Below are 23,286 nucleotides of genomic sequence, written 5' to 3'. Positions count from 1 at the left end.
TTCAGCCCTCTTTAGGCAACGGATGCATGTTCATCAACGGCGCAATCCTGCGAATGATCTCTGCGGCCACCGGCACCGCCGTCCAGCCCGCCGTGCGCCGCGGTTCCCGGCCGGAGCGTTCTTCCGGCTCGTCCAGCGTCACGATCAGTACATATTTCGGGTCTTCGGCGGGAAAGATGCTGGCAAACGTCGCCATCACCTTGTCCTTGTGGTACCCGCCGCGCTCGTTCGGCTTGTCCGCAGTCCCGGTCTTGCCGCCGACATTGTAGCCCGGCACCTCGCCGAGGCTCGCAGTCCCGCGCGACACCACCGCCCGCAGCATAGAGCGCAGTTCCGCCGAAGTTTCCTCCGAGATGACCCGGTCAGCCTCCGTCGGCGCCGCCGCGCCCTTCACCAGCGAAGGCCGCACCCTCTTGCCGCCATTGGCGATGGTCGCATAGGCCGTCGCCAGATGCAGCGGCGTGATCGCGATGCCGTGGCCGTAGGAAATCGTCATCGCCGACAACTCGCTCCAGCGCGGCGGCAACAGCGGCTTGGCCTTGCGTGCTGCCGGCAGTTCCACCGGCACCGGGTCAAAGAAACCCAGCGACTTCAGGAAATCCTGCTGCGCGCTGACGCCAAGATCCATGGCAATCCGGGCAGTACCGATGTTGGAGGATTTCACCATCACCTCCGTCAGGCTCAACCGCGGTCCGTAATCGTGAAAGTCGCGAATCCGGAACTTGCCCCATGTTAGCGGGCCTTTCGTCTCGATGATCGTCTCCGGGCCGTACCGCCCCGATTCCAGCGCCATGGCCGCCGTCAGGATCTTGAAGGTAGAGCCCATCTCGTACACGCCCTGCGCCGCCCGGTTGAAGATCGGGCTATCCGCCGGGTTCGGACCCGGCCGCGGGCGCTGGTTGGGGTCGAAGTCCGGCAGGCTGGCAAGCGCCACGATCTGGCCCGTGTTCGCCTCCATCAACACCGCTGCCGCGCCCTTGGCGTTCATCAGCATCATGCCGCCGGCAAGCACCTGCTCCACGGCCGACTGCACCGACAGATCGATGGACAGCTCAAGTGGCATGCCCGCCTGTGCCGGGTCGCGCAAGAACTCGTCATAGGTCAGCTCGACCCCCGCCACGCCGACAACCTCCGCGGCATGCACGCCCTCCTGCCCGAAGCGGGTTCCGCCCAGCACATGCGCCCCGACGGCGCCATTGGGGTAGAGCCGCATCTCACGCGGGCCGAACAACAAACCCGGTTCGCCCAGATCGTGTACCGCCTGCTGCTGTTCCGGGCTCAGCGAACGCTTGATCCAAAGGAATTTCTTGCGCCGCTCGAAGTCCCGTAACAGCCGGTCGGCATCGAGGTCGGGGAAAATCTTCGCCAGCCCATCCGCCGCCGCCACCTTGTCGACCATCAGGTGAGGCTGCGCATACAGCGAATGCGTTCGCAGGTTCGTCGCCAGAATCCGGCCCTTCGCATCGACGATATCGGCCCGCTGGTTGGCGATATGCACCGCCGAATAGCCGTTTTCCGGCTCCTGCGGGTTGCTCGCCGCCAGCACCGCCATGCGCCCGGCCACCGTGCCGAACGCCATCAGGAACACCACCGCCAGCAGCCACAGCCGCCGCTCCGCCTGTACGCGCTCGGCCCGAAGCCGCGCCCGCATCCGCGCCGCCCGCGCCTCGGCCTCGATCCGGTCGGGATCCTCACCGTTGGCGCGCGCGGACAGAATCCGCGCAAGGGGGCGAAGCGGCCGGCGGATCATCCCTCTACCTCCGCCTGCGCCAGCAGCGCCTGGACTTCGGGCGAGATCAGCGGCAGATCCTCATCTGGCGGATAGGGCAGCAACTCGGCTTCAGAAAAATGCGCGGCGTCCAGTGGCATCAGCCCGAGTTCGCCAAAGTGCTCTTCAGCCAGTTCCCGCAACCTGTCCGGCCGGTTGAGATAGGCCCATTCCGCCCGCAACATCGCAATCGCCGCCTTTTCCTCAGCGATGGACTGCCGCAGCGCCGCCACGCGCCGTTCGGCGTCCTGCGTTGCATAGTTGACGCCATACGCCCAGAAGGCGAAGGCAACGACGAGGGCCACGGCCGCGATCGTTCCGAGTGTCTTCATCTTCTCTCTCCTGTCAGGTCCAGCGGCGGAAGGCCGAGCGTGGAAAGATCCACATCTCCCGCCTCCACCGCCCGCCGGCGCGCCAGCCGCAGCTTGGCCGACCTCGCCCGCGGGTTGCGTGTCATTTCCTCTTCTCCGGCCACCACGGCCTTGCGCGAGACAAGCTCGAACCGCGCCTCGCTCACCTCCGGCTCCGGCGCATAGCGATTGCCGCGCGGGGCGCCACCACTGCGTTGCTGGAAGAAGCGCTTCACGATCCGATCCTCCAGTGAATGGAACGTCACCACCGCCAGCCAGCCGCCAACCGCCAGCGCCCGTTCCGCCGCCATGAGGCCGCGAACCAGTTGCCCCAACTCGTCGTTGACCGCGATGCGCAGCGCCTGGAAACTTCGCGTCGCCGGATGCACCTGTCCCGGCCGTGCCGGCGGCAACGCACCCTCGACGATCTTCGCAAGATGGCTCGTGCGCGTGATCGGCGCATCATCCCGCGCCGCCACGATCCGGCGTGCGATCCGGCGTGAGGCCCGCTCTTCCCCGTACTGGTACAGAATGTCGGCCAGCATCTCTTCCTTGGCGCCATTGACGATATCCGCCGCCGACGGGCCGGAGCCACTCATCCGCATGTCCAGCGGTCCGTCCTTCTGAAAGGAAAATCCCCGTTCCGCCTGATCGATCTGCATGGACGAAACACCGATATCCAGCACAACGCCGGTCAGCGGCTCGTCCGCCAGTTCATCCAGCCGGTCGAACGTCGCTTCCACCAGTTTCAGCCGGTCGCCATAGCTTTCCGCCCAGGATGCCGCCCGCTGAAAAACTTCCGGGTCACGGTCAACCGCAATCACCCTTTCAGCGCCGGCGTCCAGCAGCGCCCGCGTATATCCGCCAGCGCCGAACGTGCCGTCCAGCCAGACGCCCTCCACCGGCGCTATCCGTGCGAGAATTGGCTCCAGAAGGACGGGAATATGCGGGGCGGTGGCGGTATCCGTCACGGTATCACCCCCCCAGACCTGCCCCGAGACGCGCCCGGTCCAGCAGCGCGAACGGATCGTCCGCGTCATCCTGCTCCGCCATCCATTCATCGAGCTCGGCCTGATCGGCCTCATAGGCTTCCGGCGACCAGATCTGGAACTTGTCGCCCATCCCCGCCAGCATGGCTTCCTTCTCGATGCCGAACATCTGCCGCAGCCGCGCGGACAGCACGATCCGGCCGTTCTCGTCCACCTGTACCTGGCTCGACTTGGTGTTGATGCTCCGCTCCAGCGCCTCGCGGTCGCGGCTGTAACGCGGCAGGCTGGCGATCATCTCGTCAACCTCGTCCATCGACCTGATCGAATAGCCCTCGATGCATTTCTTGTTCTTGCGTCCGAACACCAGCACCAGGTTGGGGTTGTCGCCGTCGCGGAAATCCGGGTCGCCTTCCTCCAGAGCACGCCGAAAGGGTGCCGGAATGGACACCCTCCCCTTGGCATCAACCTTGTGCTGCCATTCGCCTCTGAACCTGCGTGCCACTCGCGTGTCACCCTTTTGCCTGCGCCGCCCGGCTCCGGGCCGTAAAAAAGGCGAACCGTGCCGCCTCTTGCACGATCCGCCTTGAGCCGAATTGGCCATTCCAGCCGGGCTTTTGTGTCTTCGTGCCTGCTCGTGCCCGAAGCTGGTCTTCTTTTTTGCGAAAGGGGGCGGGCCTGTATGAAACCTGCCAAACTGTTCCTTGGAGGTGGGTCTTGCGCCCGTTTTGTTATCCGCTCCCTCTCGATGAACAATCTATCTCATGGGAAACGATATAAATCAATGGGAAATTGTGCACACAGGTGGTCCAAGCCCGGTGATAGCCCCGTCTGCTCGCAAGTACAACCGCGCAATACTTGCAGAAAATTGCACATATCGACAATCTGTTGGGAAGTACCACCATATATGGTGCCGCGAGTCATTTCCCATCCGCGCCCATAAAATCCCCGACAGCGCCCGAAAAACCTGTCGCCAGCCAAGTTTGTCACAGGGTTATCCACAGGCCGGGAAAGTTTTCCCCTCTCAAATCACCCCGAAAACCCGAGTCACCGCCACCGCCCATGCAATCCCACGCCCACCCCATGCCACCACATCCCACCGCCGCGGATTGAACTTCGCGCCGAAACCGTGGAATAGAGGCACTTCAACCACGCGGCCCGCAGCGCCGGACACCACAGAGGCAGACATGGCAAACTTCATCGTCAACGGCGGGCGCCCGCTTTCCGGCACCATCCGTCCCTCAGGCAACAAGAACGCCGTCCTGCCGATGATCTGCGCCTCCCTTCTCACCGATGCCCCGGTGCGGCTGACGAATGTCCCCGACATCACCGATGTGCACAAACTCGTCGCCTACTTTCAGTCCCTGGGTTCGGATGTCGACTATGACACGACGGCCCAGACCCTCGCCCTGCACCACAAGGGCGACATTGACGCCAAAGCGATCGAGAACCTGCCGCTGGGCATCCGCTCCGCCATCCTGCTGCTCGCCCCGGTCCTCATCCGCCACGGCCGTCTGAAATTCGACGTCGATGCCAAGGGCTGCGCCCTCGGCATCCGCGAGATCGACCCGCACATCAACTTTCTTCAGGCCTTCGGCTGCGAAACCCTGCCCGCGCAGGGCATCGACATGGTGCTGAAGTCCCGCCCTGCCGCCCATTCGATCTGGGCCGAATACGCTTCCGTCACCGCCACCGAAACCTTCCTGATGATTGCCTCCGTGGCCGAGGGCACCTCCGTGCTGACCAACGCCGCGTCGGAGCCGCACGTCCAGTCGCTCTGCCACATGCTCGTGCAGATGGGCGCGCAGATCGACGGTATCGGCACCTCCCGTCTCACGGTCACCGGCGCGCAGCGCCTCGAAGGCGCGGAAATGCGCGTGCCCGACGACCACCACGAGGTCGCGACCTTCCTCGCACTCGGCGGCGTCACCGGCGGCCGCGTGACGGTGGAAACGGACATCCTGTCCGAGATGCCGCTGATCCTCGACCAGTTCGCAAAACTCGGACTCAGGTTCTCGCAGGATGCCGGGTCCGTCACCGTCACCGACTGGACGCGGGAAGTCACGCCGCCCCTCACCCAGCAGATGACCGCCAAGATCGAGGCTGCGCCCTGGCCCTATTTCCCCGCCGACCTACTGCCCCAGGCCATCGGCGTCTCGGTCGGCTGCACCGGCGACGTGCTCTTCTGGAACAAGGTCTATGAAGGCGCGCTCGGCTGGTCGGGCGAACTGGCCAAGCTCGGCGTCCGCGCCCACCTGTCGGACCCGCACCGCCTGCTCGTCTTCGGTGGTTCGAAACTGAAACCGGCGGAGGTGGAGGCCCCCTACATCATTCGCGTCGTCGTCGGCCTCCTGATCGCCGCGATCCAGATCGAGGGAACCTCCAAGATCCTCAAGGCCGAGCCGGTTCGCCGCGCTCACCCCAATTTCATAGAGAACCTCAAGGCCCTCGGCGCCGATGCCCACTGGGAAGACGACTGACTTCCAGCCGGTCCCTGCCCTGCGCAACTCAGAATATGTTACAGCTTTGGCCCGCATGCCGCTAACATGGCGGCCTTGGAAAGGGTTGCAGCAGGCCGGCATTGGGCGGGGGGAGTAATGGTTGACGTCGAGGAGGTGATCGCCCAGCGGGCCCATGCCGTCTCCGCGCTCACGCCGCCGATGATGATTGCCAACGTCATCAATGCTACCGCCACCCTCCTCGTCCTCTGGCTCGACGGCCAGTTACTCCCGCAGGCCATGCTCTGGGCCGCCGTCGCCATCGGCTTCAGCCTCTACTTCTTCTGGCGCTGGCAGAGTTATCGCGGCAAGACCTTCCCCACGCGCCTCACTGCACGATCCATCCGGCGTACGACCCTGCGCGCCGCCTTCCTCGGCCTGATCTGGGGCTTCCCCGGCATAATCATCCTGCCTGTCACCACCGGCATTTCGCAGGCGTTCCTGGTCGCGCTTGCCGCCGGCACCGTCGCCGCCGGGGCCATCACCCTCTACCCGATCCCTTCCGCCGCGCTCGCCTTCAGCGGCATCGTCGCCGCCCTCAACCTGGCCGGTTTCGCACTTACCGCCCATGAATCGGTGATCGGCTTCACCATCGTCACGCTCGTCTTCTTCTACGTCATCGCCACCAGCATTCTCCGGCACGAGCGGATCTTCGTTTCCGAATTTCAGAGTCGCCGCGCCCTGGACGAACACAATCGCCATATCGGCGCCCTGCTGGAACAGACCCGCGCCGACGCGATAGCGGAGCGGGTGACGGCCGAGCAGCGTCTCGTTCAGGCCCAGAAGATGGAGGCGATCGGCCAGCTTACCGGCGGCATCGCCCATGATTTCAACAACCTCCTCGCCACCATACAAGGCCATGCGGAGTTGTTGGCAATGGATGCCGGCAACGATCAGACCCTCACCACGCCAATTCTCCGGTCCACCCGGCGCGGCGCCGATCTTACCCGCCGCCTGCTCGCCTTCGCCCGCCGCCAGACCCTGCGGCCAGAGGCGGTGGATGTCAGTGAACTGGTCGGTGATATGGTTGAAATCCTCCGCCGCACCCTGCGCGAGAACATCCGCATCGAAACGGAAATCGCTGCCGATCTCTGGCCCGTCCACGCCGATCCGGCCTTGCTGGCCAGCGCTCTGCTCAACCTCGCCACCAATTCCCGCGATGCTATGCCCGATGGCGGCGTGATCGTCGTCACCGCTGCCAATCAGCCCGGTGGCACACGTGGCGACGGCCTTGTCCATCTCTCTGTCCGCGACACCGGCATCGGCATGACGCAAGAAATCCGTGCCCGCGCGGCGGAGCCGTTCTTCACCACCAAGCGTTTCGGCCACGGCAGTGGCCTGGGCCTGTCGATGGTCCATGGTTTCGCCGAACAGTCGGGCGGCGAGATCGACATCCAGAGTGCCGAGAACCAGGGCACCACCGTCACCCTCCGCCTGCCCAGTACCCTGGACCAACCGGCTGCCGCCGCCGTGCCGCTCGTGGAGAAGGTTCTCACCGGCAACGGCGAACGCATCCTCGTCATCGAGGACAATGCCGATGTCCGCGCCACCGTCCGCAAACTGCTCGGCAGCTTCGACTATACTGTCTCCACCGTCGAAAGCGTCGCCGAGGCCAGCGCGTTTCTCGGCGGGCCACTGCCGCCCGATGTCATCCTCTCCGATGTCGTTCTCCCCGGCGGCACCTCCGGTCTCGAATTCGCCCGCGACCTCGCCGGGACGCATCCCGAGATTGCCGTCGTTCTCATGTCCGGCTTTGCCAACACCGAGGCAAACGGCTCCACGGGTGCGGCCATCGAGTTTCTTACCAAGCCGTTCAACCGCGCCGATCTCGCCAAGGCGATCTTCGCCGCCTGCCAGAAGGCCGAGGCTCGCAAACTGAAGGCGGCGGAAGGTACAGGACGCTAGGCAGCCGGGTAATGATTCCACTTACCTCGCAGGTAAGCAAAACTCCTACCTGGCCAGGAAAACGCTCAGATCCCGCGAAATGCGGCCCAAACCGTCGGAATCCCGGCATTTTGCCATACCGAACCCATACCGAAACCATACCAAACCCATACGCCACGGTGGCGCGGGCAATCCCAGTGGCGAAATCATACTGCGGATGGCCTGTAAGCCGGATTCTGTAAGGCTTGCGCCCCGATGGCCATTCATCTTAACCCATTGTTACCAATAGGTTTTTGCTGCCAACCCGGACCTGCTGGGAGTGAAGTCCCCCGGGGCGGATGCCCCACGCGGTCCCTATTTGGCATTGCTCCCGGCGGGGCTTGCCATGCCGGTCCGGTTACCCGTCCCGCGGTGGGCTCTTACCCCACCGTTTCACCCTTACCTCATTGATTTTCCAACGGAAAAAATGGGGCGGTCTGTTCTCTGTGGCGCTATCCCTCAGCTTTCACTGGCCGGGCGTTACCCGGCGCCGCTTCTTCATGGAGTCCGGACTTTCCTCGAGTTTCCCCGCGACCATCCAGCCATCCGCAGGCCCTTGATTTAGCTTGTGAAATTCTCTCCGTCAATACAGGGAAACTGCGCAGCAGCTGCCTTCACGATCGCCACATCCGCCCCCCGCAGCGGCAGGCCCACGGCCCACGGGCAGAACCGCAACCGCACTGCCGTGAGCACATCCCGAAACTCGCCGCGATAGCCAACCCTTTCAGCACAAAGCATAAATTCCGCCCTGTCCACGGGGCATCCGGACAGCACACCATCCGGCCAGGCAGCCAGCCCCGCCCGCGCCAGCCGCAACCAGTCAAACCACCGCCCAGGATCGGATTTCCGCGCCGGTGCCACATCCGAATGGCCCAGAACTCGCTCCGGAGTTATCCGCCAACGCTCTGAAATATCACGTAAAAGCCATTCGACCGAGCTCATCTGCGCTGCCTGAAAGGAAGTGCTGCCATCGTTCTGGATCTCGATCCCGATGGAATGCGAGTTCACATCGTCCACGCCCCCCCAGGCCGCAACCCCCGCGTGCCAGGCCCGCATCTCCTCCGCCACCATCGCCCAGATTCTTCCTTGCGGATCAATCAGGTAATGCGCCGAAACCTCATGATCAGGTGAGGCCAGCCGCGCCAGTGCAGCCTCCGCGCTGGCCATTGCCGTGTAATGCAGCACCACCATATCCGGCGAACCACCATGCCTGCGGTCATTGAAATTCGGCGACGGATAGGTGTGAAGCTTCAATTTGGCCCTCAAACTCAAGCCAGAACAATCACTTGCGTCGCTGCACACGGTTCACCCGCGGCTTCTGCGGCGGACGCTCAGGTTTTGCCTGCGGTTCCCGCTCAATGCCCAACTGGTCGCGCAGCACCTTCGGCCGGACCTCTTCCACCGCGCCACGGGCCAGATCGCCAAGCTGGAAAGGCCCATAGGACACGCGAATCAATCGGTTGACGGCAAAGCCTACGGTATCCATGGCCCGACGGATTTCCCTGTTCTTGCCCTCCCGCAAGCCGATTGTCAGCCAGAAATTCGCCCCCTGCTGCTTGTCCAGCGTCACCTGCATCGGGCGAAACACTTCGCCATCCACCGTCACGCCGCGCCGCAATGGCTCCAGATCCTCGTCCTTCGGCACGCCCTTCGCGCGCACCCGATACTTGCGCACCCAACCCGTTGCGGGCAATTCCAGTCTACGTTTCAGATCACCGTCATTCGTCAGCAAAAGAAGGCCTTCGGAGTTCAAATCCAGCCGTCCAACGCTCATTACCCGCGGCATTTCCTCTGGCAGCCGGTCAAAAATCGTCGCTCGTCCCTTCTCGTCCGCCGTCGTCGTCACCAGCCCGGCAGGCTTGTGATAGCGCCACATACGCACCGGCTCCTTGGCGGCGAGCGGCTTGCCATTAACGGTAATGACATCTTTTTCGGACACATTGAGCGCCGGGCTGTCGATGCGCTTGCCGTTGACGCTCACACGCCCCTCGCCGATCAGCCGCTCGGCTTCACGACGGGAGGCGAGCCCGGCCCGCGCGATGCGCTTTGCAATGCGTTCCTGTTCCATGCAAGCGGCATAGCGGGCTTGAGTACAGGGCCGCAACGTCTAATACGAGGTGCATGGCATTCGCATCGCACATGCACCGCGCGCTGGTGGAGGCGCAACAGGCCGCCGAACGGGGCGAAACACCCGTCGGCGCGGTACTCGTTGCACCGGATACGGGTGAGGTTCTCGCCGCCGCCGGCAACCGCACGCGCGAACTACACGATCCATCGGCCCATGCCGAATTGCTGGTGATCCGGGAGGTCGCGGCCCACATGCAGTCCGAACGTCTGCCCGGCCTCGACCTCTACGTCACGCTGGAGCCTTGCCCGATGTGCGCCGCTGCCATCTCCGCCGCGCGCATCCGTCGCCTCTACTACGGCGCTTCGGACCCAAAATCCGGCGGCGTCGAACAGGGTCCGGTGATTTTCGCCCACCCACAGGCCCACCACAAGCCGGAGGTCTACGCCGGCATCGAGGAAGCCGCCTGCGCTGCCGTGCTCAGGGACTTCTTCAGGAGCCTCAGGCCTTAGATCTCGATCGCCCGCATAACCTCGGGTTCAGTCACCTCAACGCCCGGCAATGCCGCAGTCAGTGCCTTCGCGTCCTGCGCCAGCAACGGGAAAGTTCGGTAGTGGCAAGGTATTACCACTCTGAAATCAAAGAACTTCTTCGCTGCATAGGCCGCTCGTTCAGGGTCCATTGTGAAATGACCACCGATGCACAGGATGCCGATGTCGGGCTGATGCAAATCCTGAACGATCCCCATGTCCGAATGCACATCCGTGTCGCCGGAGACATAGACCACATGCCCCTCACCCGCGATCACATAGCCCGCTTCATGCCCGGCATACATCAGCCCGTGGTCAGTGCCGATTGAAGAGGAATGCACCGCATTCACCATGGTCACCTTCACCCCGCCCAAATCGACGGTGCCACCCTTGTTGAAGCCGATCGTTTCGATCCCCTCACGCTCCTGCCAATAGCTCATCAGGTCGTAGATGCCGACACATGGCACGCCCAGTTCCTTGACAATACCAATAGTGTCACCGGTGTGATCACCGTGCCCATGGGTGATCAGCACATGCGTTGCACCGGCAATAGCCGCCGCCCTGTCCTGCCCCTCGAACATCGGATTTCCCGTCATCCACGGGTCCAGAAGGATCACCAGCCCCCCGATTTCGATGCGAAAACCGCTATGCCCCAGCCACGTAAGTTTCATCGCCATCTCCCTTTCGGCATTTCTTTCGACTACATATCGTGGAGGCGCAGCAATCAAGGCCCGGCAATGAACTGGTTCGAACAGGTCGACATCTATTGCGAACGGACCGATTTTTCCTACTGGTCGGAGCCACTCAACGCCATCACAAATGCCGCGTTTCTTATCTCGGCCTTGGTGTGCTGGCGGATGCTGCGCGGGCAGGAAGATTTCCCCGCCCGCCTGCTCACCTTCAACCTTGGCATCATCGGCATCGGCTCATACCTTTTCCACACCCATGCAACCCAATGGGCGGAATTGGCGGACGTGATCCCGATTCAGGCCTTCATCCTGATCTACGTCTACTTTGCCACAACCCGGATTCTCGACTTCCGATGGTGGGCCGGAGCAGCCGCGGTTCTCCTGTTCTTCCCCTTTGCGTTTGTCAGCGGAACCATCATCGCGCGCGTCTTCGGCCCGCTCAACGGCTCTGGCGGCTACATGCCAGTAGCCTTGCTTATCGCCGGCTATGGCCTTGCAACACTTGGTAAAAAGCCGGCCATCGGCCGCGGCCTGCTGATCGGCGCGGCGTTCCTCTCGCTATCTCTGGTCTTCCGCACGATCGACCGCGACATCTGCGCAGCCATCCCCATCGGCACCCACTTCCTATGGCATACGCTTAACGGCATTATGCTTGGCTGGATGATCTTTGTGCTCCACAAGGCCCGAGCGCCCCTTGCACGGCCCGCACCCCGTCGCTAAACCCATGCGCGTTACAGCGAAGGACAGGCTTTCATGTCGATAGACAAGGATACCGCCCGCCGGGTTGCGCATCTGGCCCGGATCGAGGTGCAGGAAGACGCTCTGGAAGGGCTGGCAAGGGAGCTTTCCGGCATACTGGGATTCATGGAGCAGCTCTCCGAGGTCGATGTGGAGGGCGTGGATCCAATGACCTCCGTCACCCCGATGGACCTGCCCCGCCGCGCCGACGAGGTGACAGACGGCAATAAACCGGCGGACATCCTCAAGAACGCGCCAGATGCACGTGAGGGCTTCTTTGCCGTACCGAAGGTGGTCGAATAATGGCTGATCTGCGCAAGATGACGATCGCTGCTGCCCGTGACGGCCTGCGCAAAGGCGACTTCACTGCCGCCGAGTTGACGGAAACCTACCTTGAAGCCGCCGCGGCATCCGGTCCGTTGAACGCGTATATCGCGCACACGTCGGAACTCGCCCGCGAACAGGCGAAGGCAGCCGACGCACGCATAGCCGGCGGCGACGCTCCGGCCATGTGCGGAATCCCGTTGGGAATCAAGGATCTCTTTTGCACCCGCGATGTGCAGACACAGGCTGCCTCCGCCATTCTGGAAGGCTTCCGCCCCCCCTATGAGAGCACAACAACCCAGCAACTCTGGGATGCGGGGGCGGTGATGCTCGGCAAGCTCAACATGGACGAGTTCGCCATGGGCTCCTCCAACGAAACCAGCACCTACGGCCCTGTCGTCAGTCCTTGGCGCCGCAACGATGGCGGCAACACCGATCTCACACCCGGCGGCTCCTCCGGCGGTTCGGCCTCGGCGGTCTCTGCCGACATCTGTGTCGCCGCTACAGGTACGGATACCGGCGGATCGATCCGTCAACCTGCCGCATTCACCGGGATTGTCGGCGTGAAGCCCACCTACGGCCGCGTTTCACGTTGGGGCATCGTCGCCTTCGCTTCTTCGCTCGATCAGGCGGGACCGATGACGAAGACCGTCCGCGACTCCGCTATCATGCTGTCCGCAATGGCCGGGCATGATCCGAAGGACAGCACCTCTGCAAATCTTCCGGTGCCCGATTTCGAGGCTGCGCTGACAGGTGACATCCGCGGCAAGAAGATCGGCATCCCCACTGAATACCGCATGGACGGCATGCCGGCGGAAATCGAGGAATTGTGGCAGCAGGGCACCGAAATGCTTCGCGGCGCGGGAGCGGAGATCGTCGAAATTTCCCTCCCCCACACAAAGTATGCCCTTCCCGCCTACTACGTACTCGCCCCGGCTGAAGCGTCATCAAACCTCGCCCGCTATGACGGCGTCCGCTACGGCCACCGGGCTAAGCTGTCGCAGGGTGAAGGTGTGACCGAGATGTACGAACGCACCCGCGCCGAGGGCTTCGGCAAGGAAGTGCAACGGCGCGTCATGATCGGCGCCTATGTCCTCTCAGCAGGCTATTATGATGCCTATTACAAGCGTGCGCAGCGCGTCCGCACCCTGATCAAACGCGACTTCGAGACGGTGTTCGCCGATGGGGTGGATGCGATCCTCACCCCAGCCACTCCGTCTGCCGCCTTCGGTCTGGGTGAGATGAACAATGAAGACCCGATCAAGATGTACCTGAACGATGTTTTCACCGTCACGGTGAACCTTGCGGGACTTCCGGGCGTTAGTGTCCCGGCCGGGCTCGATAGCCAGGGCCTGCCACTTGGCCTCCAGCTCATCGGGCAGCCGTGGAAAGAGGCAGAAATGCTGAACGCAGCGTATGCTCTGGAAAATGCCGCGGGTTTCGCGCATTATGCGCCCCAATGGTGGTAAACACCGAAGTAATCGAGCGAGGCGGCAGATGATGAGACCGGTTATCGGGCTAGGGTTACTACTGGCAGTTGCGGCATGTTCGGAGGAACCCGCCGGCGGGCAGGGACCGTTCGATCCGCCACCGCCTCCGAAGGTCAATTCGCCGTTGTTCGCCACGCCCGGCACGCAGGATTTCCAGCCTTTTCCCCAGACGCGCCCCATCCCGGTGCCGCCATCCGGCAGCAGTTCGGACCAACTGGCCCAGGACGTCGCCACTACGCTGCGCACAACGCCTCCACCTCCGGGAACGCCGGGAAGCATTGTGCCGTCCACGACAACGACCGCCACGATCACACAACCAACGGCAACGGTGCAGCCGCAACAGGTCCAGTCTGCGCAGGTGGTTCCGGGTACGGGACCAGGCGCGGGATTGCCTGATGACATCGGCATTAACCCCAACGACCAGTCGATCGATCTCAACCAGTCCTCACAGGCTGAACAGAAGCGCCAGCGTGAAATTGCCGAACAACGTCGCCTGCTCGCTCAGCAGCAACTGGTGATCGTGCAACCGGAAGCGGTGGAGCAGGTGGATCCGAATGCCAACGTCGCAAAATTCGCTCGGGAAACCACCCATCCCAAGGGCACGAAGGTCTACAACCGGCCGGCATTCCGTGATCGCGTGCAATCGGCATCAGTCTGCCGCCGCTTCTCCAGCGACGATGACGCCCAGCGTCAATTCCTCGCGAACGGCGGCCCGACGACGGACAGGTTCAATCTTGATCCGGACGGCGATGGCTTTGCCTGCCGGTTCGACCCTGAAACCTATCGAAAGCTCAATTTCTGAGGTCCGTCGCTCCGGCAACGCGTTCCGAAGCGGCATTCGGTCTGCCTGCCAATCAGTTCAGACCTTGAGTTCCCCTGCGCTCTTTCGGCCATCACGTCCATCAACCAGTTCAAATTCAATCGGTTGATTGTCCGTCAACGTCGTCAGGCCCGCTGCCTGTACTGCCGTGATGTGAACAAAGATGTCCTTGCCACCGTCTTCGGGCTGGATAAACCCGTAACCCTTCTCGGTATTGAACCACTTTACTGTGCCTTTAGGCATGCCTTGAAGTCCTTCTTCGATCCTGATTGGCGCAGCGTACGCCAACTTCCGCGGAAGCGTTCTACTACTCCGACCACCGATACTTTGGAAAAAGACCGCCAACCATACAGTGCCCCCGCATCAATAACATACAGCGAATCACTGCAATTGAACACTTAGAAACCCAAAACGCCCCCTCGGGCAGTATAAATACTTGATGATTGGATACCGTTATGGCTTTGTCGCGCCGGATACATCGGCAGCAGGCAGGACGAAAATGGCGGATCTCTTTACTCTGGCGAACCTTGGCAACCTGGGCGTTCTCATCTTCCTCCAGGCCGTGCTGGGCTTCGACAATCTTCTCTATATCTCCATCGAGAGCCAGCGCGCCCCGATTCACCAGCAAAAGGCGGTTCGTCGCTGGGGTATCATCATCGCCGTGGCCCTGCGGATTATCCTGCTTTTCGCCATGATCAAACTGATTTCCGCGCTGGAAGCACCGTTCTTCAGCATCGATATCCCGGGCATCATTACCGGCGATTTCAACTTCGCGGTCTGCGTCTTCCTCTTCGGCGGCGGCTTCATCATGTACACGGCGGTGAAGGAGATCAGTCACCTGTTGTCGATGGAGCATCTGGAAAAGAGCCTCGGCAAGGATACCCACAAATCCGCCACTGCGGTGGTCAGTCTGATCGTGCTCATGAACCTGATCTTCAGCTTCGATAGCGTGCTGTCCGCCCTTGCGATTACAGATGTATTCCCAATCCTCGCAATCGCCATCCTCGTCTCGGGTGCGGCGATGCTCCTGCTCGCCGACACGGTATCGGAGTTCATCAAGAAAAACCGCATGTACGAGGTTCTGGGCCTTTTCGTCCTGCTGATCGTCGGCGTTGTTTTGCTTGGTGAAGGCGGGCACGAAGGCCACATCCACCTGTTTGGCTACGCCGTGGAGCCTATGGCGAAATCGACCTTCTATTTCTCAATCGCGGTCCTGTTTCTCGTGGAGTTCATTCAGTCGGGCTACCAACGCAAACTGGCGGCAGAACGGGCGCATGAGCAGGGTACCAAGGAAGCCTGAAAATTCTAGGTTTGCATTTGCGAACATGCTACCCACCTAGGTAGCAGGATGATGGGGGGCGATACGTGAGCGAGACCACGCTTCAGGGATTTGCAGCATTGATCGTTGTAGCGATCGTGCTTTTCACCGGCTTCTCCGCTTTTGGTGCCGGACAGTTCTGATGGCGCAACGCTATGGTGGCAAGTTCAGCCCGACTGCCTCCGAGGTGAGTACCGAGGAGACAAAGCCGCGTGCCATCTCCCGCTTCCGCGGGCGGCGCACGGCGCGTGTCTCCATATTTGGACGCCTTCTGTTTCTTGCGCCGTTGCCACTGCTCTTCGCCGGTCTCGGCGAGGTCATGCGCGGCAATCCCGTCCAGTCCCTGATCGAATTGGGAGCTTTCGGCATTTTCATGCTCGCTGCATGGCTGCTGAACGAGGGCCTCAAGGCCGAAGCCGCCTTCAACGACCGCAAGATCGCCCGCGCGCCCGGAGTACCGCGCAAACTGGCGTCCGCTGTTCTGGTCGGCATCGGTGTCTTCATGGTGCAGGGTCTGGGCGACGGCAGCCTGTTTGCTGGCATCGTGTTTGGTGGCATGGCGTCGGCCGCCCATGTCTTTGGCTTCGGGCTCGACCCGATGCGAGCCAAGGGCATGGATGGCGTGGATACCTATCAGACGGACAGGGTCGCCCGTGCGATCGAGGATGCCGAGGAGCATCTGCGCACGATGCTCGATGCCGCTCGCCGCACCGGTGACCGGCAGATCATTTCTCGCGTCGAGGACATGAGCGTGACGGCACGTGACGTCTTCCGCACGGTAGAGGACGACCCCAGAGACCTACCGCGCGCGCGCAAGTTCCTGGGCGTCTACCTGAAAGGCGCACGCGACGCGACGGTCAAATTCGCGGAGGTCTATACCCGCGGCAATGACGCTTCGGCGCGGTCCGACTACCTGGAACTGCTCGCAGACCTGGAGAAAAGCTTCACCAGACATCGGACGGACCTTCTGCAGGACAACCGGACCGATCTCGACATAGAAATTGAGGTGCTGCGCGAGCGCCTGCATCAGGAAGGCCTCAAGGCCTGACCCTCGCCAAGGAGAAATACATGTCTGAAGATATCCGTGCCAAGGCCGAGACCACCTTGAAGGAAGTGCAGGAGGTGACTGCGAAACTGCTGCCTGAACCGAAAGGTGAGTTGATTGTTATCGAAGCAGCCGACCCTGCCGACAAGGCCGAGATCGAAAAACGCATGGCCGAACTGGACATGAACAACACTCAGTCGATCATCCAGTTCGGCTCCGCCGCACAGGCCGAGCTACAACAGATCAGCCAGGAAATGCTTGCCGGGGTACAAAACAAGGATGTGGGCCCAGCCGGAAACGCCCTGCGCGAGATGGTCGGCTCCATCCGTGGCTTCTCCGTCGACGAGCTTGACCCCAACCGCAAACTGAGCTGGTGGGAGCGGTTGCTGGGCAAGGCAAAACCGATCCACGAATTTATGGCAAAGTTCGAGAACGTGCAGGGCCAGATCGACAAGATTACCGGCGAACTGCTGGAGCATGAGCACGTGCTTCTGAAGGACATCAAGGCGCTCGACAAGCTCTATGAGAAAACGCTCGATTTCTATGATCAGCTCGCGCTGTACATTGCCGCCGGCGAAGAAAAGCTGAAAGTGCTTGATGCGGAGGAAATTCCGGCGAAGGAAGCCGAAGTTCAGGCCGCGCCAGAAGACCAGGGTGTGATCAAGGCACAGGAATTGCGCGACTTGCGTGCAGCCCGCGACGACCTTGAGCGGCGCGTCCATGACCTGAAGCTTACCCGCCAGGTCACCATGCAGTCCCTGCCGTCGATCCGGCTGGTGCAGGAGAACGACAAGAGCCTGGTCACCAAGATAAACTCCACGCTCGTCAACACAGTGCCGCTGTGGGAAACGCAGCTTGCGCAGGCCGTGACCATTCATCGTTCCCGCGAGGCGGCAAGCGTCGTGCGCGAAGCCAACGACCTGACCAACGAGTTGCTGAAATCCAATGCCGAGAACCTGCGTCAGGCCAATGCCGAGGTTCGCAAGGAAATGGAGCGCGGCGTCTTCGACATCGAAGCCATCAAAGAGGCCAATGCCAATCTGATCGCTACCATCGAGGAATCGCTGCAGATTGCCGACGAGGGCAAGGCAAAACGTGCCGAGGCCGAAAAGGATCTGCATCAGATGGAGCAGGAGCTCAAGGAAACGCTGGCATCGGCCAAGGCGCGAGGCACCGCATCCGGTCACAATGTATCGGAAAGCATCGAGGGCGCATGATGCAGACCACCGTGCGGCGCTCCGCCGCGCGGGTCTTTCGCCTTCCGGCCTTTCTGTCGGCTGCGAGCATCGCGCTCGCGGCCTGCACGACCAGCCCCGAAATTCCCGATGACCAGATAGCCGACTACTATGCCTTTATCGAGTCCGACCTGCGCGCTCAGGGGCTGATGCGCCAGGAAAGGCTCCCGAACGATGCACCGGTAACGCTGGCCGCACTGGTAAGGAATTTCGAAGAGATCGCACTGTACGACGAACTGGCGGTTCAGGGAAACCGGCTGGTCGAAAGACGTACCCGATCCAACCTCAGCCGATGGGAACAACCGATCCGCATTGGGGTGATTTTCGGGCAGTCGGTGCCGGTAGAACAGGCCCGGCAGGACATCCGGTCTCTGAATGCGTTTGTGAAGGATCTTGGTCGCTATACCGGTCTGCCAATATCAGTGGTCGAGGAAGGCAAGCCAAATTTTCTGCTGCTGTTTCTCAATCGTGCGGAGCAGCGGGACTTCGGAACGTTGCTGGGCCAGACAAACATCGCCTCACCGGCGATCGTCGACAGTTTCGTCAATTCGCCCATCGACTCGCTGTGCGCGTTCTACACCGCCGAACAGGTAGGACGCCCCGGTGTGATCAACAGCGGCGTCATTCTCATCAAAGCGGAGCACGGAGAGTTGATGCGCCGTTCCTGCATTCATGAGGAACTGACACAGGCCCTTGGGCTGCCCAACGACAGCTTCGATGCCCGCCCCTCGATCTTCAACGATGACGAGGAATTCGCCTTTCTTACCCGCCATGACGAGGCACTTTTACGGATGCTCTACGACAAACGCCTGAAACCGGGTATGAGCGCCGAGGAAGTCCGTCCGCTCCTGCCTGCCATCGCCCGAGATGCTGCTTCACGTGCAGGCCTGCCGCTGGCACGGGAAGTGGGAGGCTAGCGGCGAAGATCCTGCCAGAAACACCTTTGCCGCGGCCGTCGCAGCGGGTAAAACGCGGTTAACCAAATTGGAGGGACCCTATGGGCATTCTCGATTTTCTGTCCGGCCAGTTCATCGACGTCATTCATTGGACGGACGATACCCGCGACACGCTGGTCTGGCGCTTCGAACGCCAGGGCCATGAGATCAAGTACGGCGCCAAGCTGACTGTGCGCGAGGGACAGGCGGCCGTGTTCGTGCACGAAGGCCAACTTGCCGATGTCTTCACACCGGGTCTCTACATGCTCGAGACCAACAACATGCCGATCCTGACCTCGCTCCAGCATTGGGATCACGGCTTTCAGAGCCCGTTCAAGTCAGAAATCTATTTCGTCAATACCACCCGGTTTCAGGACCTGAAATGGGGTACCAAAAACCCGATCATGTGCCGCGACCCGGAGTTTGGCCCGGTGCGTCTGCGCGCTTTCGGAACCTACAGTATCCGCGTCAGCGATCCGGGTACCTTCCTGAAGGAAATCGTCGGAACGGACGGTGAGTTTACCACGGACGAGATCAGCTACCAGATCCGCAATATCATCGTGTCCAAGTTCACCCAGACGGTCGCGTCCTCCGGCATTCCCGTACTCGACATGGCGGCCAACACCGTGGAATTTGGCAATTTGATCGCCCAGCAGGTAAGCCCTCAACTGGCGGAATACGGCCTGTCAATGCCGGCCTTCTTCGTCGAGAACATCTCGCTGCCGGAGGCGGTTGAGGCGGTACTCGACAAGCGCACCTCCATGGGCATCATCGGGAACCTCGACGAATACACCAAATACGCGACAGCGGAGGCGCTACAGACAGGCGCTGCCAACCCCGGCGGCGGCGGAGCGATGACGGCCGGGCTCGGAGCCGGCGTCGGCATGGCGATGGCATCGCAGATGGCCAACCAGCAGGGTCCATGGGGCGCACGTCAGACAGCTGCGCCACCGCCCCCGCCGCCAATGGAAAAGGTCTGGCACACTGCGGAAAACGGCCAAAGTTCAGGGCCGTTTTCACGCGCCGATCTCGGCAAGTTGGCCAGTTCCGGCGGATTGACACGTGAAACCCTCGTGTGGACGGCCGGCATCGACGGCTGGACGAAGGCGGGCGAGATCGCCGAGCTCGCACAGCTCTTCACCGTCATGCCCCCGCCCCCGCCACCGCCCGCGTGAGACCGGATCTCCCGAAACTGGTCCGATCCACCAATTCCTGACTGGACGCATGGAAGAACATCGCTTTCCCTGCCACACCTGCGGCGCAGACATGCGGTTCCTGCCCGGCACCGACCGTCTGCAATGCGACCATTGTGGCGCCGAGGAGCAGATTGAGGGCGCATCGATATGGCAAGGCAGCGCCATCCGGGAACTGGACCTGCGCAAGGCCCTGGCGGAAGAATTGCCGGCGGCAGAAATGGAAGAGACCCGCGTTGTAAGTTGCACAAGCTGCGGAGCGCGCGTCGAATTCGACCCCGACGTCCACGCGACCGAATGTCCGTTCTGCGCAACGCCGATCGTGACCGACACGGGCACCAACCGGCATCTGAAGCCGAAAGGCGTGCTGCCATTCACTCTGACGGAGGAAGCTGCACGCGCTGCAATGACCAAGTGGCTGGGCAACCTCTGGTTCGCTCCCGGCGGTCTGCAGGAATACGCTCGGAAGGGCCGGCGTATGGAAGGCATCTACGTGCCCTACTGGACTTATGACGCCGACACCCGGACAAGCTATCGCGGCCAGCGCGGCACCGTCTATCATGAACAGCGCACCGTCCGGGTGATGGTGGATGGCAAGCCGCAAAATCGCACCCAGCAGGTCGCCAAGGTGCGGTGGAAGCCGGTTTCAGGTCGTGTCGCCCGCTTCTTCGACGACGTGCTCGTCCTGGCTTCCCGATCGCTGCCGAAACGCTTTACCGACGCGCTGGCGCCTTGGGACTTGGGTGGATTGGAGCCATATCAGCCTCACTATCTCGCCGGTTTCCGGGCCGAGGCCTACCAGGTCGAACTAGAGGAAGGGTTTCGGGAGGCGCGCCAGATTATGGATGGCATCATCCGGCGCGACGTAAAATTCGATATCGGCGGTGACCGTCAGAAGATTGAGGCCGTTGACACCGACATCGGCTCGATGACGTTCAAGCACATCCTCCTGCCCGTCTGGCTTGCCGCCTACAAGTACCGCGGCAAGACCTACAGGTTTGTCGTGAACGGGCGCACCGGCACGGTTCAGGGAGAGCGGCCATATTCCATATGGAAAATTGCACTGGCAGTCGCCGCCGCGCTTTGTCTCGCAGCCGGCGTCGGATACCTGATGGCCCGTCAGGAATTCGGCTGAACCGGCACCTCGCTGGCGCTGAACTTCAGCGGGTCAATCGAAACGGTAGGGTAAGCACGTACAGGGGCACTCGATACACTAAAGGGTTACTCGGGACGCTACTTCCCCCCCCTGTACGCATCTTGAAAGTCGCAATCAATTGAGGCCTGATCAGGGCGGCTTGGAGGTGTTTTTGCGGGATTAAAGCGCTGTATTGCACAAATTCATGAAGCGACAAAGTACTGATTTAACTAATTGTTAACCAAGTTTCGCTCCATCACCCACTCGCAAATAATTCGCTGAACCCGCAACTGAATGTCTTGTTGATAAGTTCGTGAAGGCTACATCGGCCAACACATCCTGAAGTTGTGTCGCCCCATGGAGCCGGGTGAAATTTTCCATACTCAATTGCCCGTTGCGGACGGCAAGGGCTCTTGTTGAAGCCCGCATCTCTTGAGGCGGACACTTGGATCCGCTTTTCGTTACAATCTCGAAAACAGGAGGCAGGCATTCGTCACTGACGTTGTGAGTCCGTGGAAAGATGCCCCGCGGCTGAAGCGCCGCGGGGCCGTTCAATCACTTCTGGCTGATACGATCCGCGACATACGGAGTGTAGGGCAGGTTCTGCGCCAGATACTCCGCCGTCACATCTGCCAGATCGGGTCCATAGTCGTAGACGTTGCTGCTGTCCGTGTCGAAGACACTGTAGCCATCACCGCCTCCACGCACATAGTTGTTGGACACAACGCCATACGTCTCTTCCGGGTCGAGCGGCTCGAGGCCGTCATCGGTTTCCACCAGCACTTCGACAATCCGGCTTCCCGGCTCCGCGGCCGGATCCCAGGTGAACTTCATTCCGGCCACCTGCGGGAAGCGTCCGGCGACCTCTTCCACCTGGCTGACGCCATTCTCCAGCGCGGCCAGGATGCCGGATCCCTTGATCTCGAAGGTGGAAAGCGTGTTCTGGAACGGAAGCACCGCCAGCACTTCGCCCATTGTCACCTCACCGGCATCGATGGAAGCACGCAAGCCGCCGGAGTTGGCTATCGCGATATCAATGCCCTGGCTTTTCACACGGTCCAGCATCGCGTCCGCGACGAGGTTGCCCATCTCGCATTCCTGAACACGGCAGACATTGCGGTCACCCTCGACCGGCGCAGCGGTTTCCGCCACAACCTTTGTGCGGATCTCCTCCAGTGGCCCAGCCAGTTCGGCAATCCGGGCAACCGTATCACTGTCTTCTTCAACCGCCGCATCGATGACAAGTGGCTCGCCGGTCGCCTCGGTGATGTTGCCTTCGTCATCGAAGGTCACATTCAATTCGCCGAGGAATTTGCCGTAGGCATAGGCCTGCACAACGGCCGTGTTGCCAACCATCGTCGGGTACGGTCCTTCGGCACGGTCCGATGTGTTGGAAAGGTAAGTGTTGGAGTGGCCGCCAACGATCACATCAATCTCCGGCACTGCTTCGGCAACCGCGGTATCGACCCTGTAACCGGAGTGGCTGAGGACGATGAATTTGTTGACGCCCTCGGACTTCATCGCATCGATTTCTGCCTGCACCGCCGCCGCCGGGTCGGAAAATGTGATGTTCTTGCCAGGGCTGGCCAGATCTGGCGTATCCACCGTGGTAAGGCCGATCATGCCGAGCTTCTCGCCCCCCTGCTCGATGATCACCGATTTCTGAATCGCATCGGACAGCAGCGGTTCATTCGAGACATCGGCATTTGACATCAAAACCGGAAACTCGACCTTGTCCATGAACCCACGCAGCACTTCCGGTCCATCATCGAACTCGTGGTTGCCGACGGTCATTGCAGTGTAGCCGAGCTTGTTCATCATCTCCGCCGCGACGGAACCCTTGTAGTAGGTGTAGAACAGAGATCCTTGGAACTGATCGCCGCCGTCGACGAGAATCGAGTTGTTGGAGCGTTCCCGCGCCGCCTTGATGGCATTCACCAGACGGGCCGAACCGCCGAAGCATTCACCGGCCGTATTGTCTTCCGCTGAACACGGACCGTCATACTTACTAATCGGTTCAAAACGCGCATGAAAATCATTCGTGTGCAGAATTGTCAGCGAATAGTCCGCGTGGGCAATTCCGGTGGAAAGGCCCAGAAGAGCCGCCGTCGTCATCAGGGTTCTGGTCATTGCGAAGATCCTCTTGCAAATGGAATTCCCGAGGATGCTAGCGAAGGCCTGCGTGGCTTTCCAGCCTTGGTTATGCCCAAATTGACCACGTTCCGCCGAGGCTCGCGCCATTAT

Annotated in this window: 23 protein-coding genes and 1 other RNA gene; 13 read left to right on the top strand and 11 right to left on the bottom strand. The window is 61.4% G+C overall.

What is annotated here, in order from left to right:
* Position 1: 1 nt before the first annotated feature.
* From GO499_RS01990 to GO499_RS01970, 5 genes are all read right to left on the bottom strand, one after another.
* On the bottom strand, positions 2 to 1,750 hold the full coding sequence (locus GO499_RS01990) for a peptidoglycan D,D-transpeptidase FtsI family protein (protein ID WP_161860613.1): 1,749 nt from the start codon (positions 1,748 to 1,750) through the stop codon (positions 2 to 4).
* Positions 1,747 to 2,100: a cell division protein FtsL gene (gene ftsL / locus GO499_RS01985; RefSeq protein WP_161860612.1), complete on the bottom strand. Its 354-nt coding sequence runs from the start codon at positions 2,098 to 2,100 to the stop codon at positions 1,747 to 1,749. The genes GO499_RS01990 and ftsL overlap by 4 nt, the downstream gene beginning before the upstream one ends.
* The gene (rsmH, locus tag GO499_RS01980) at positions 2,097 to 3,089 is read right to left on the bottom strand and encodes a 16S rRNA (cytosine(1402)-N(4))-methyltransferase RsmH (protein ID WP_284154862.1); all 993 of its coding nucleotides are present in this window, start codon (positions 3,087 to 3,089) and stop codon (positions 2,097 to 2,099) included. The genes ftsL and rsmH overlap by 4 nt, the downstream gene beginning before the upstream one ends.
* Positions 3,090 to 3,093: 4 nt before the next feature.
* Positions 3,094 to 3,609: a division/cell wall cluster transcriptional repressor MraZ gene (gene mraZ, locus GO499_RS01975; protein ID WP_161860610.1), complete on the bottom strand. Its 516-nt coding sequence runs from the start codon at positions 3,607 to 3,609 to the stop codon at positions 3,094 to 3,096.
* Positions 3,610 to 4,128: 519 nt separating this feature from the next.
* Entirely contained in the window at positions 4,129 to 4,293 is a 165-nt protein-coding gene (locus GO499_RS01970) for a hypothetical protein (protein WP_161860609.1), read from the bottom strand.
* On the opposite strand from GO499_RS01970, the gene GO499_RS01965 reads away from it, so the two are divergent.
* Together GO499_RS01965 and GO499_RS01960 are read left to right on the top strand one after the other, a co-directional pair.
* Positions 4,292 to 5,584 (top strand): UDP-N-acetylglucosamine 1-carboxyvinyltransferase, encoded by a 1,293-nt coding sequence (locus GO499_RS01965; protein WP_161860608.1) that lies wholly within the window; start codon positions 4,292 to 4,294, stop codon positions 5,582 to 5,584. The genes GO499_RS01970 and GO499_RS01965 overlap by 2 nt on opposite strands.
* Positions 5,585 to 5,701: 117 nt before the next feature.
* Positions 5,702 to 7,507, top strand: coding sequence for an ATP-binding protein (locus GO499_RS01960; RefSeq protein ID WP_161860607.1), 1,806 nt, complete (start codon positions 5,702 to 5,704; stop codon positions 7,505 to 7,507).
* 188 nt (positions 7,508 to 7,695) lie between these two features.
* Here the strand turns inward: GO499_RS01960 and rnpB are convergent.
* The 3 genes from rnpB to GO499_RS01945 form a co-directional block, all read right to left on the bottom strand.
* Positions 7,696 to 8,075: RNase P RNA component class A (gene rnpB, locus GO499_RS01955), an RNA gene on the bottom strand.
* A gap of 11 nt (positions 8,076 to 8,086) precedes the next feature.
* Entirely contained in the window at positions 8,087 to 8,779 is a 693-nt protein-coding gene (locus GO499_RS01950) for an N-acetylmuramoyl-L-alanine amidase (RefSeq protein WP_348520795.1), read from the bottom strand.
* A gap of 28 nt (positions 8,780 to 8,807) precedes the next feature.
* Entirely contained in the window at positions 8,808 to 9,593 is a 786-nt protein-coding gene (locus GO499_RS01945; protein WP_161860606.1) for a pseudouridine synthase, read from the bottom strand.
* Between the two features lie 53 nt (positions 9,594 to 9,646).
* Here GO499_RS01945 and GO499_RS01940 point away from each other — a divergent pair, with 53 nt between their 5' ends.
* A complete protein-coding gene (locus tag GO499_RS01940) occupies positions 9,647 to 10,102 on the top strand; it encodes a nucleoside deaminase (RefSeq protein WP_161860605.1) in 456 nt (151 codons plus the stop codon).
* Here the strand turns inward: GO499_RS01940 and GO499_RS01935 are convergent.
* The gene (locus GO499_RS01935) at positions 10,099 to 10,791 is read right to left on the bottom strand and encodes a metal-dependent hydrolase (RefSeq protein WP_161860604.1); all 693 of its coding nucleotides are present in this window, start codon (positions 10,789 to 10,791) and stop codon (positions 10,099 to 10,101) included. The genes GO499_RS01940 and GO499_RS01935 overlap by 4 nt on opposite strands.
* 66 nt (positions 10,792 to 10,857) lie before the next feature.
* On the opposite strand from GO499_RS01935, the gene GO499_RS01930 reads away from it, so the two are divergent.
* The 4 genes from GO499_RS01930 to GO499_RS01915 are packed head-to-tail and all read left to right on the top strand — an operon-like array spanning position 10,858 to position 14,163.
* Positions 10,858 to 11,529: a ceramidase domain-containing protein gene (locus tag GO499_RS01930; RefSeq protein ID WP_161860603.1), complete on the top strand. Its 672-nt coding sequence runs from the start codon at positions 10,858 to 10,860 to the stop codon at positions 11,527 to 11,529.
* A 33-nt stretch (positions 11,530 to 11,562) separates the two neighbouring features.
* A complete protein-coding gene (gatC, locus tag GO499_RS01925; RefSeq protein ID WP_161860602.1) occupies positions 11,563 to 11,850 on the top strand; it encodes an Asp-tRNA(Asn)/Glu-tRNA(Gln) amidotransferase subunit GatC in 288 nt (95 codons plus the stop codon).
* A complete protein-coding gene (gene gatA, locus GO499_RS01920; protein ID WP_161860601.1) occupies positions 11,850 to 13,340 on the top strand; it encodes an Asp-tRNA(Asn)/Glu-tRNA(Gln) amidotransferase subunit GatA in 1,491 nt (496 codons plus the stop codon). The genes gatC and gatA overlap by 1 nt, the downstream gene beginning before the upstream one ends.
* Before the next feature lie 28 nt (positions 13,341 to 13,368).
* Positions 13,369 to 14,163 (top strand): hypothetical protein, encoded by a 795-nt coding sequence (locus tag GO499_RS01915; protein WP_161860600.1) that lies wholly within the window; start codon positions 13,369 to 13,371, stop codon positions 14,161 to 14,163.
* 57 nt (positions 14,164 to 14,220) lie between these two features.
* On the opposite strand, the gene GO499_RS01910 is transcribed toward GO499_RS01915, so the two are convergent.
* A complete protein-coding gene (locus tag GO499_RS01910) occupies positions 14,221 to 14,424 on the bottom strand; it encodes a cold-shock protein (protein WP_161860599.1) in 204 nt (67 codons plus the stop codon).
* 256 nt (positions 14,425 to 14,680) lie between these two features.
* Here GO499_RS01910 and GO499_RS01905 point away from each other — a divergent pair, with 256 nt between their 5' ends.
* The 6 genes from GO499_RS01905 to GO499_RS01880 all read left to right on the top strand — a co-directional run bounded on the left by GO499_RS01905 (position 14,681) and on the right by GO499_RS01880 (position 21,042).
* Entirely contained in the window at positions 14,681 to 15,481 is an 801-nt protein-coding gene (locus tag GO499_RS01905) for a TerC family protein (RefSeq protein ID WP_161860598.1), read from the top strand.
* A gap of 160 nt (positions 15,482 to 15,641) precedes the next feature.
* Positions 15,642 to 16,547 carry a 5-bromo-4-chloroindolyl phosphate hydrolysis family protein gene (locus GO499_RS01900; RefSeq protein ID WP_161860597.1) on the top strand — a complete coding sequence of 302 codons (906 nt, stop codon included), beginning with the start codon at positions 15,642 to 15,644 and terminating at the stop codon, positions 16,545 to 16,547.
* 20 nt (positions 16,548 to 16,567) lie between these two features.
* Positions 16,568 to 17,761, top strand: coding sequence for a toxic anion resistance protein (locus GO499_RS01895; RefSeq protein WP_161860596.1), 1,194 nt, complete (start codon positions 16,568 to 16,570; stop codon positions 17,759 to 17,761).
* Complete coding sequence (locus GO499_RS01890; protein WP_161860595.1) at positions 17,758 to 18,696, top strand: DUF2927 domain-containing protein; 939 nt, start codon at positions 17,758 to 17,760, stop codon at positions 18,694 to 18,696. Before GO499_RS01895 ends, GO499_RS01890 begins: the two co-directional genes overlap by 4 nt.
* An 80-nt stretch (positions 18,697 to 18,776) precedes the next feature.
* On the top strand, positions 18,777 to 19,889 hold the full coding sequence (locus tag GO499_RS01885; protein ID WP_161860594.1) for an SPFH domain-containing protein: 1,113 nt from the start codon (positions 18,777 to 18,779) through the stop codon (positions 19,887 to 19,889).
* 49 nt (positions 19,890 to 19,938) lie between these two features.
* Positions 19,939 to 21,042 (top strand): TFIIB-type zinc ribbon-containing protein, encoded by a 1,104-nt coding sequence (locus tag GO499_RS01880; protein WP_161860593.1) that lies wholly within the window; start codon positions 19,939 to 19,941, stop codon positions 21,040 to 21,042.
* Positions 21,043 to 21,597: 555 nt separating this feature from the next.
* Here GO499_RS01880 and GO499_RS01875 read toward each other — a convergent pair.
* Positions 21,598 to 23,172 carry a bifunctional metallophosphatase/5'-nucleotidase gene (locus tag GO499_RS01875; protein ID WP_161860592.1) on the bottom strand — a complete coding sequence of 525 codons (1,575 nt, stop codon included), beginning with the start codon at positions 23,170 to 23,172 and terminating at the stop codon, positions 21,598 to 21,600.
* Positions 23,173 to 23,286 lie beyond the last annotated feature (114 nt).

The organism is Algicella marina (genome assembly GCF_009931615.1).
GTDB classification, from domain to species: Bacteria; Pseudomonadota; Alphaproteobacteria; order Rhodobacterales; family Rhodobacteraceae; genus Algicella; species Algicella marina.
This window is presented reverse-complemented; position numbering and strand designations above follow the sequence as displayed.

Coding starts and splice junctions, on each gene's coding strand:
- GO499_RS01990 (WP_161860613.1), bottom strand. CDS start 1,750: ATGATCCGCCGGCCGCTTCGCCCCCTTGCGCGGATTCTGTCCGCGCGC.
- ftsL (WP_161860612.1), bottom strand. CDS start 2,100: ATGAAGACACTCGGAACGATCGCGGCCGTGGCCCTCGTCGTTGCCTTC.
- GO499_RS01965 (WP_161860608.1), top strand. CDS start 4,292: ATGGCAAACTTCATCGTCAACGGCGGGCGCCCGCTTTCCGGCACCATC.
- GO499_RS01970 (WP_161860609.1), bottom strand. CDS start 4,293: ATGTCTGCCTCTGTGGTGTCCGGCGCTGCGGGCCGCGTGGTTGAAGTG.
- GO499_RS01960 (WP_161860607.1), top strand. CDS start 5,702: ATGGTTGACGTCGAGGAGGTGATCGCCCAGCGGGCCCATGCCGTCTCC.
- GO499_RS01945 (WP_161860606.1), bottom strand. CDS start 9,593: ATGGAACAGGAACGCATTGCAAAGCGCATCGCGCGGGCCGGGCTCGCC.
- GO499_RS01940 (WP_161860605.1), top strand. CDS start 9,647: ATGGCATTCGCATCGCACATGCACCGCGCGCTGGTGGAGGCGCAACAG.
- GO499_RS01935 (WP_161860604.1), bottom strand. CDS start 10,791: ATGAAACTTACGTGGCTGGGGCATAGCGGTTTTCGCATCGAAATCGGG.
- GO499_RS01930 (WP_161860603.1), top strand. CDS start 10,858: ATGAACTGGTTCGAACAGGTCGACATCTATTGCGAACGGACCGATTTT.
- gatC (WP_161860602.1), top strand. CDS start 11,563: ATGTCGATAGACAAGGATACCGCCCGCCGGGTTGCGCATCTGGCCCGG.
- gatA (WP_161860601.1), top strand. CDS start 11,850: ATGGCTGATCTGCGCAAGATGACGATCGCTGCTGCCCGTGACGGCCTG.
- GO499_RS01915 (WP_161860600.1), top strand. CDS start 13,369: ATGATGAGACCGGTTATCGGGCTAGGGTTACTACTGGCAGTTGCGGCA.
- GO499_RS01910 (WP_161860599.1), bottom strand. CDS start 14,424: ATGCCTAAAGGCACAGTAAAGTGGTTCAATACCGAGAAGGGTTACGGG.
- GO499_RS01905 (WP_161860598.1), top strand. CDS start 14,681: ATGGCGGATCTCTTTACTCTGGCGAACCTTGGCAACCTGGGCGTTCTC.
- GO499_RS01900 (WP_161860597.1), top strand. CDS start 15,642: ATGGCGCAACGCTATGGTGGCAAGTTCAGCCCGACTGCCTCCGAGGTG.
- GO499_RS01895 (WP_161860596.1), top strand. CDS start 16,568: ATGTCTGAAGATATCCGTGCCAAGGCCGAGACCACCTTGAAGGAAGTG.
- GO499_RS01890 (WP_161860595.1), top strand. CDS start 17,758: ATGATGCAGACCACCGTGCGGCGCTCCGCCGCGCGGGTCTTTCGCCTT.
- GO499_RS01885 (WP_161860594.1), top strand. CDS start 18,777: ATGGGCATTCTCGATTTTCTGTCCGGCCAGTTCATCGACGTCATTCAT.
- GO499_RS01880 (WP_161860593.1), top strand. CDS start 19,939: ATGGAAGAACATCGCTTTCCCTGCCACACCTGCGGCGCAGACATGCGG.
- GO499_RS01875 (WP_161860592.1), bottom strand. CDS start 23,172: ATGACCAGAACCCTGATGACGACGGCGGCTCTTCTGGGCCTTTCCACC.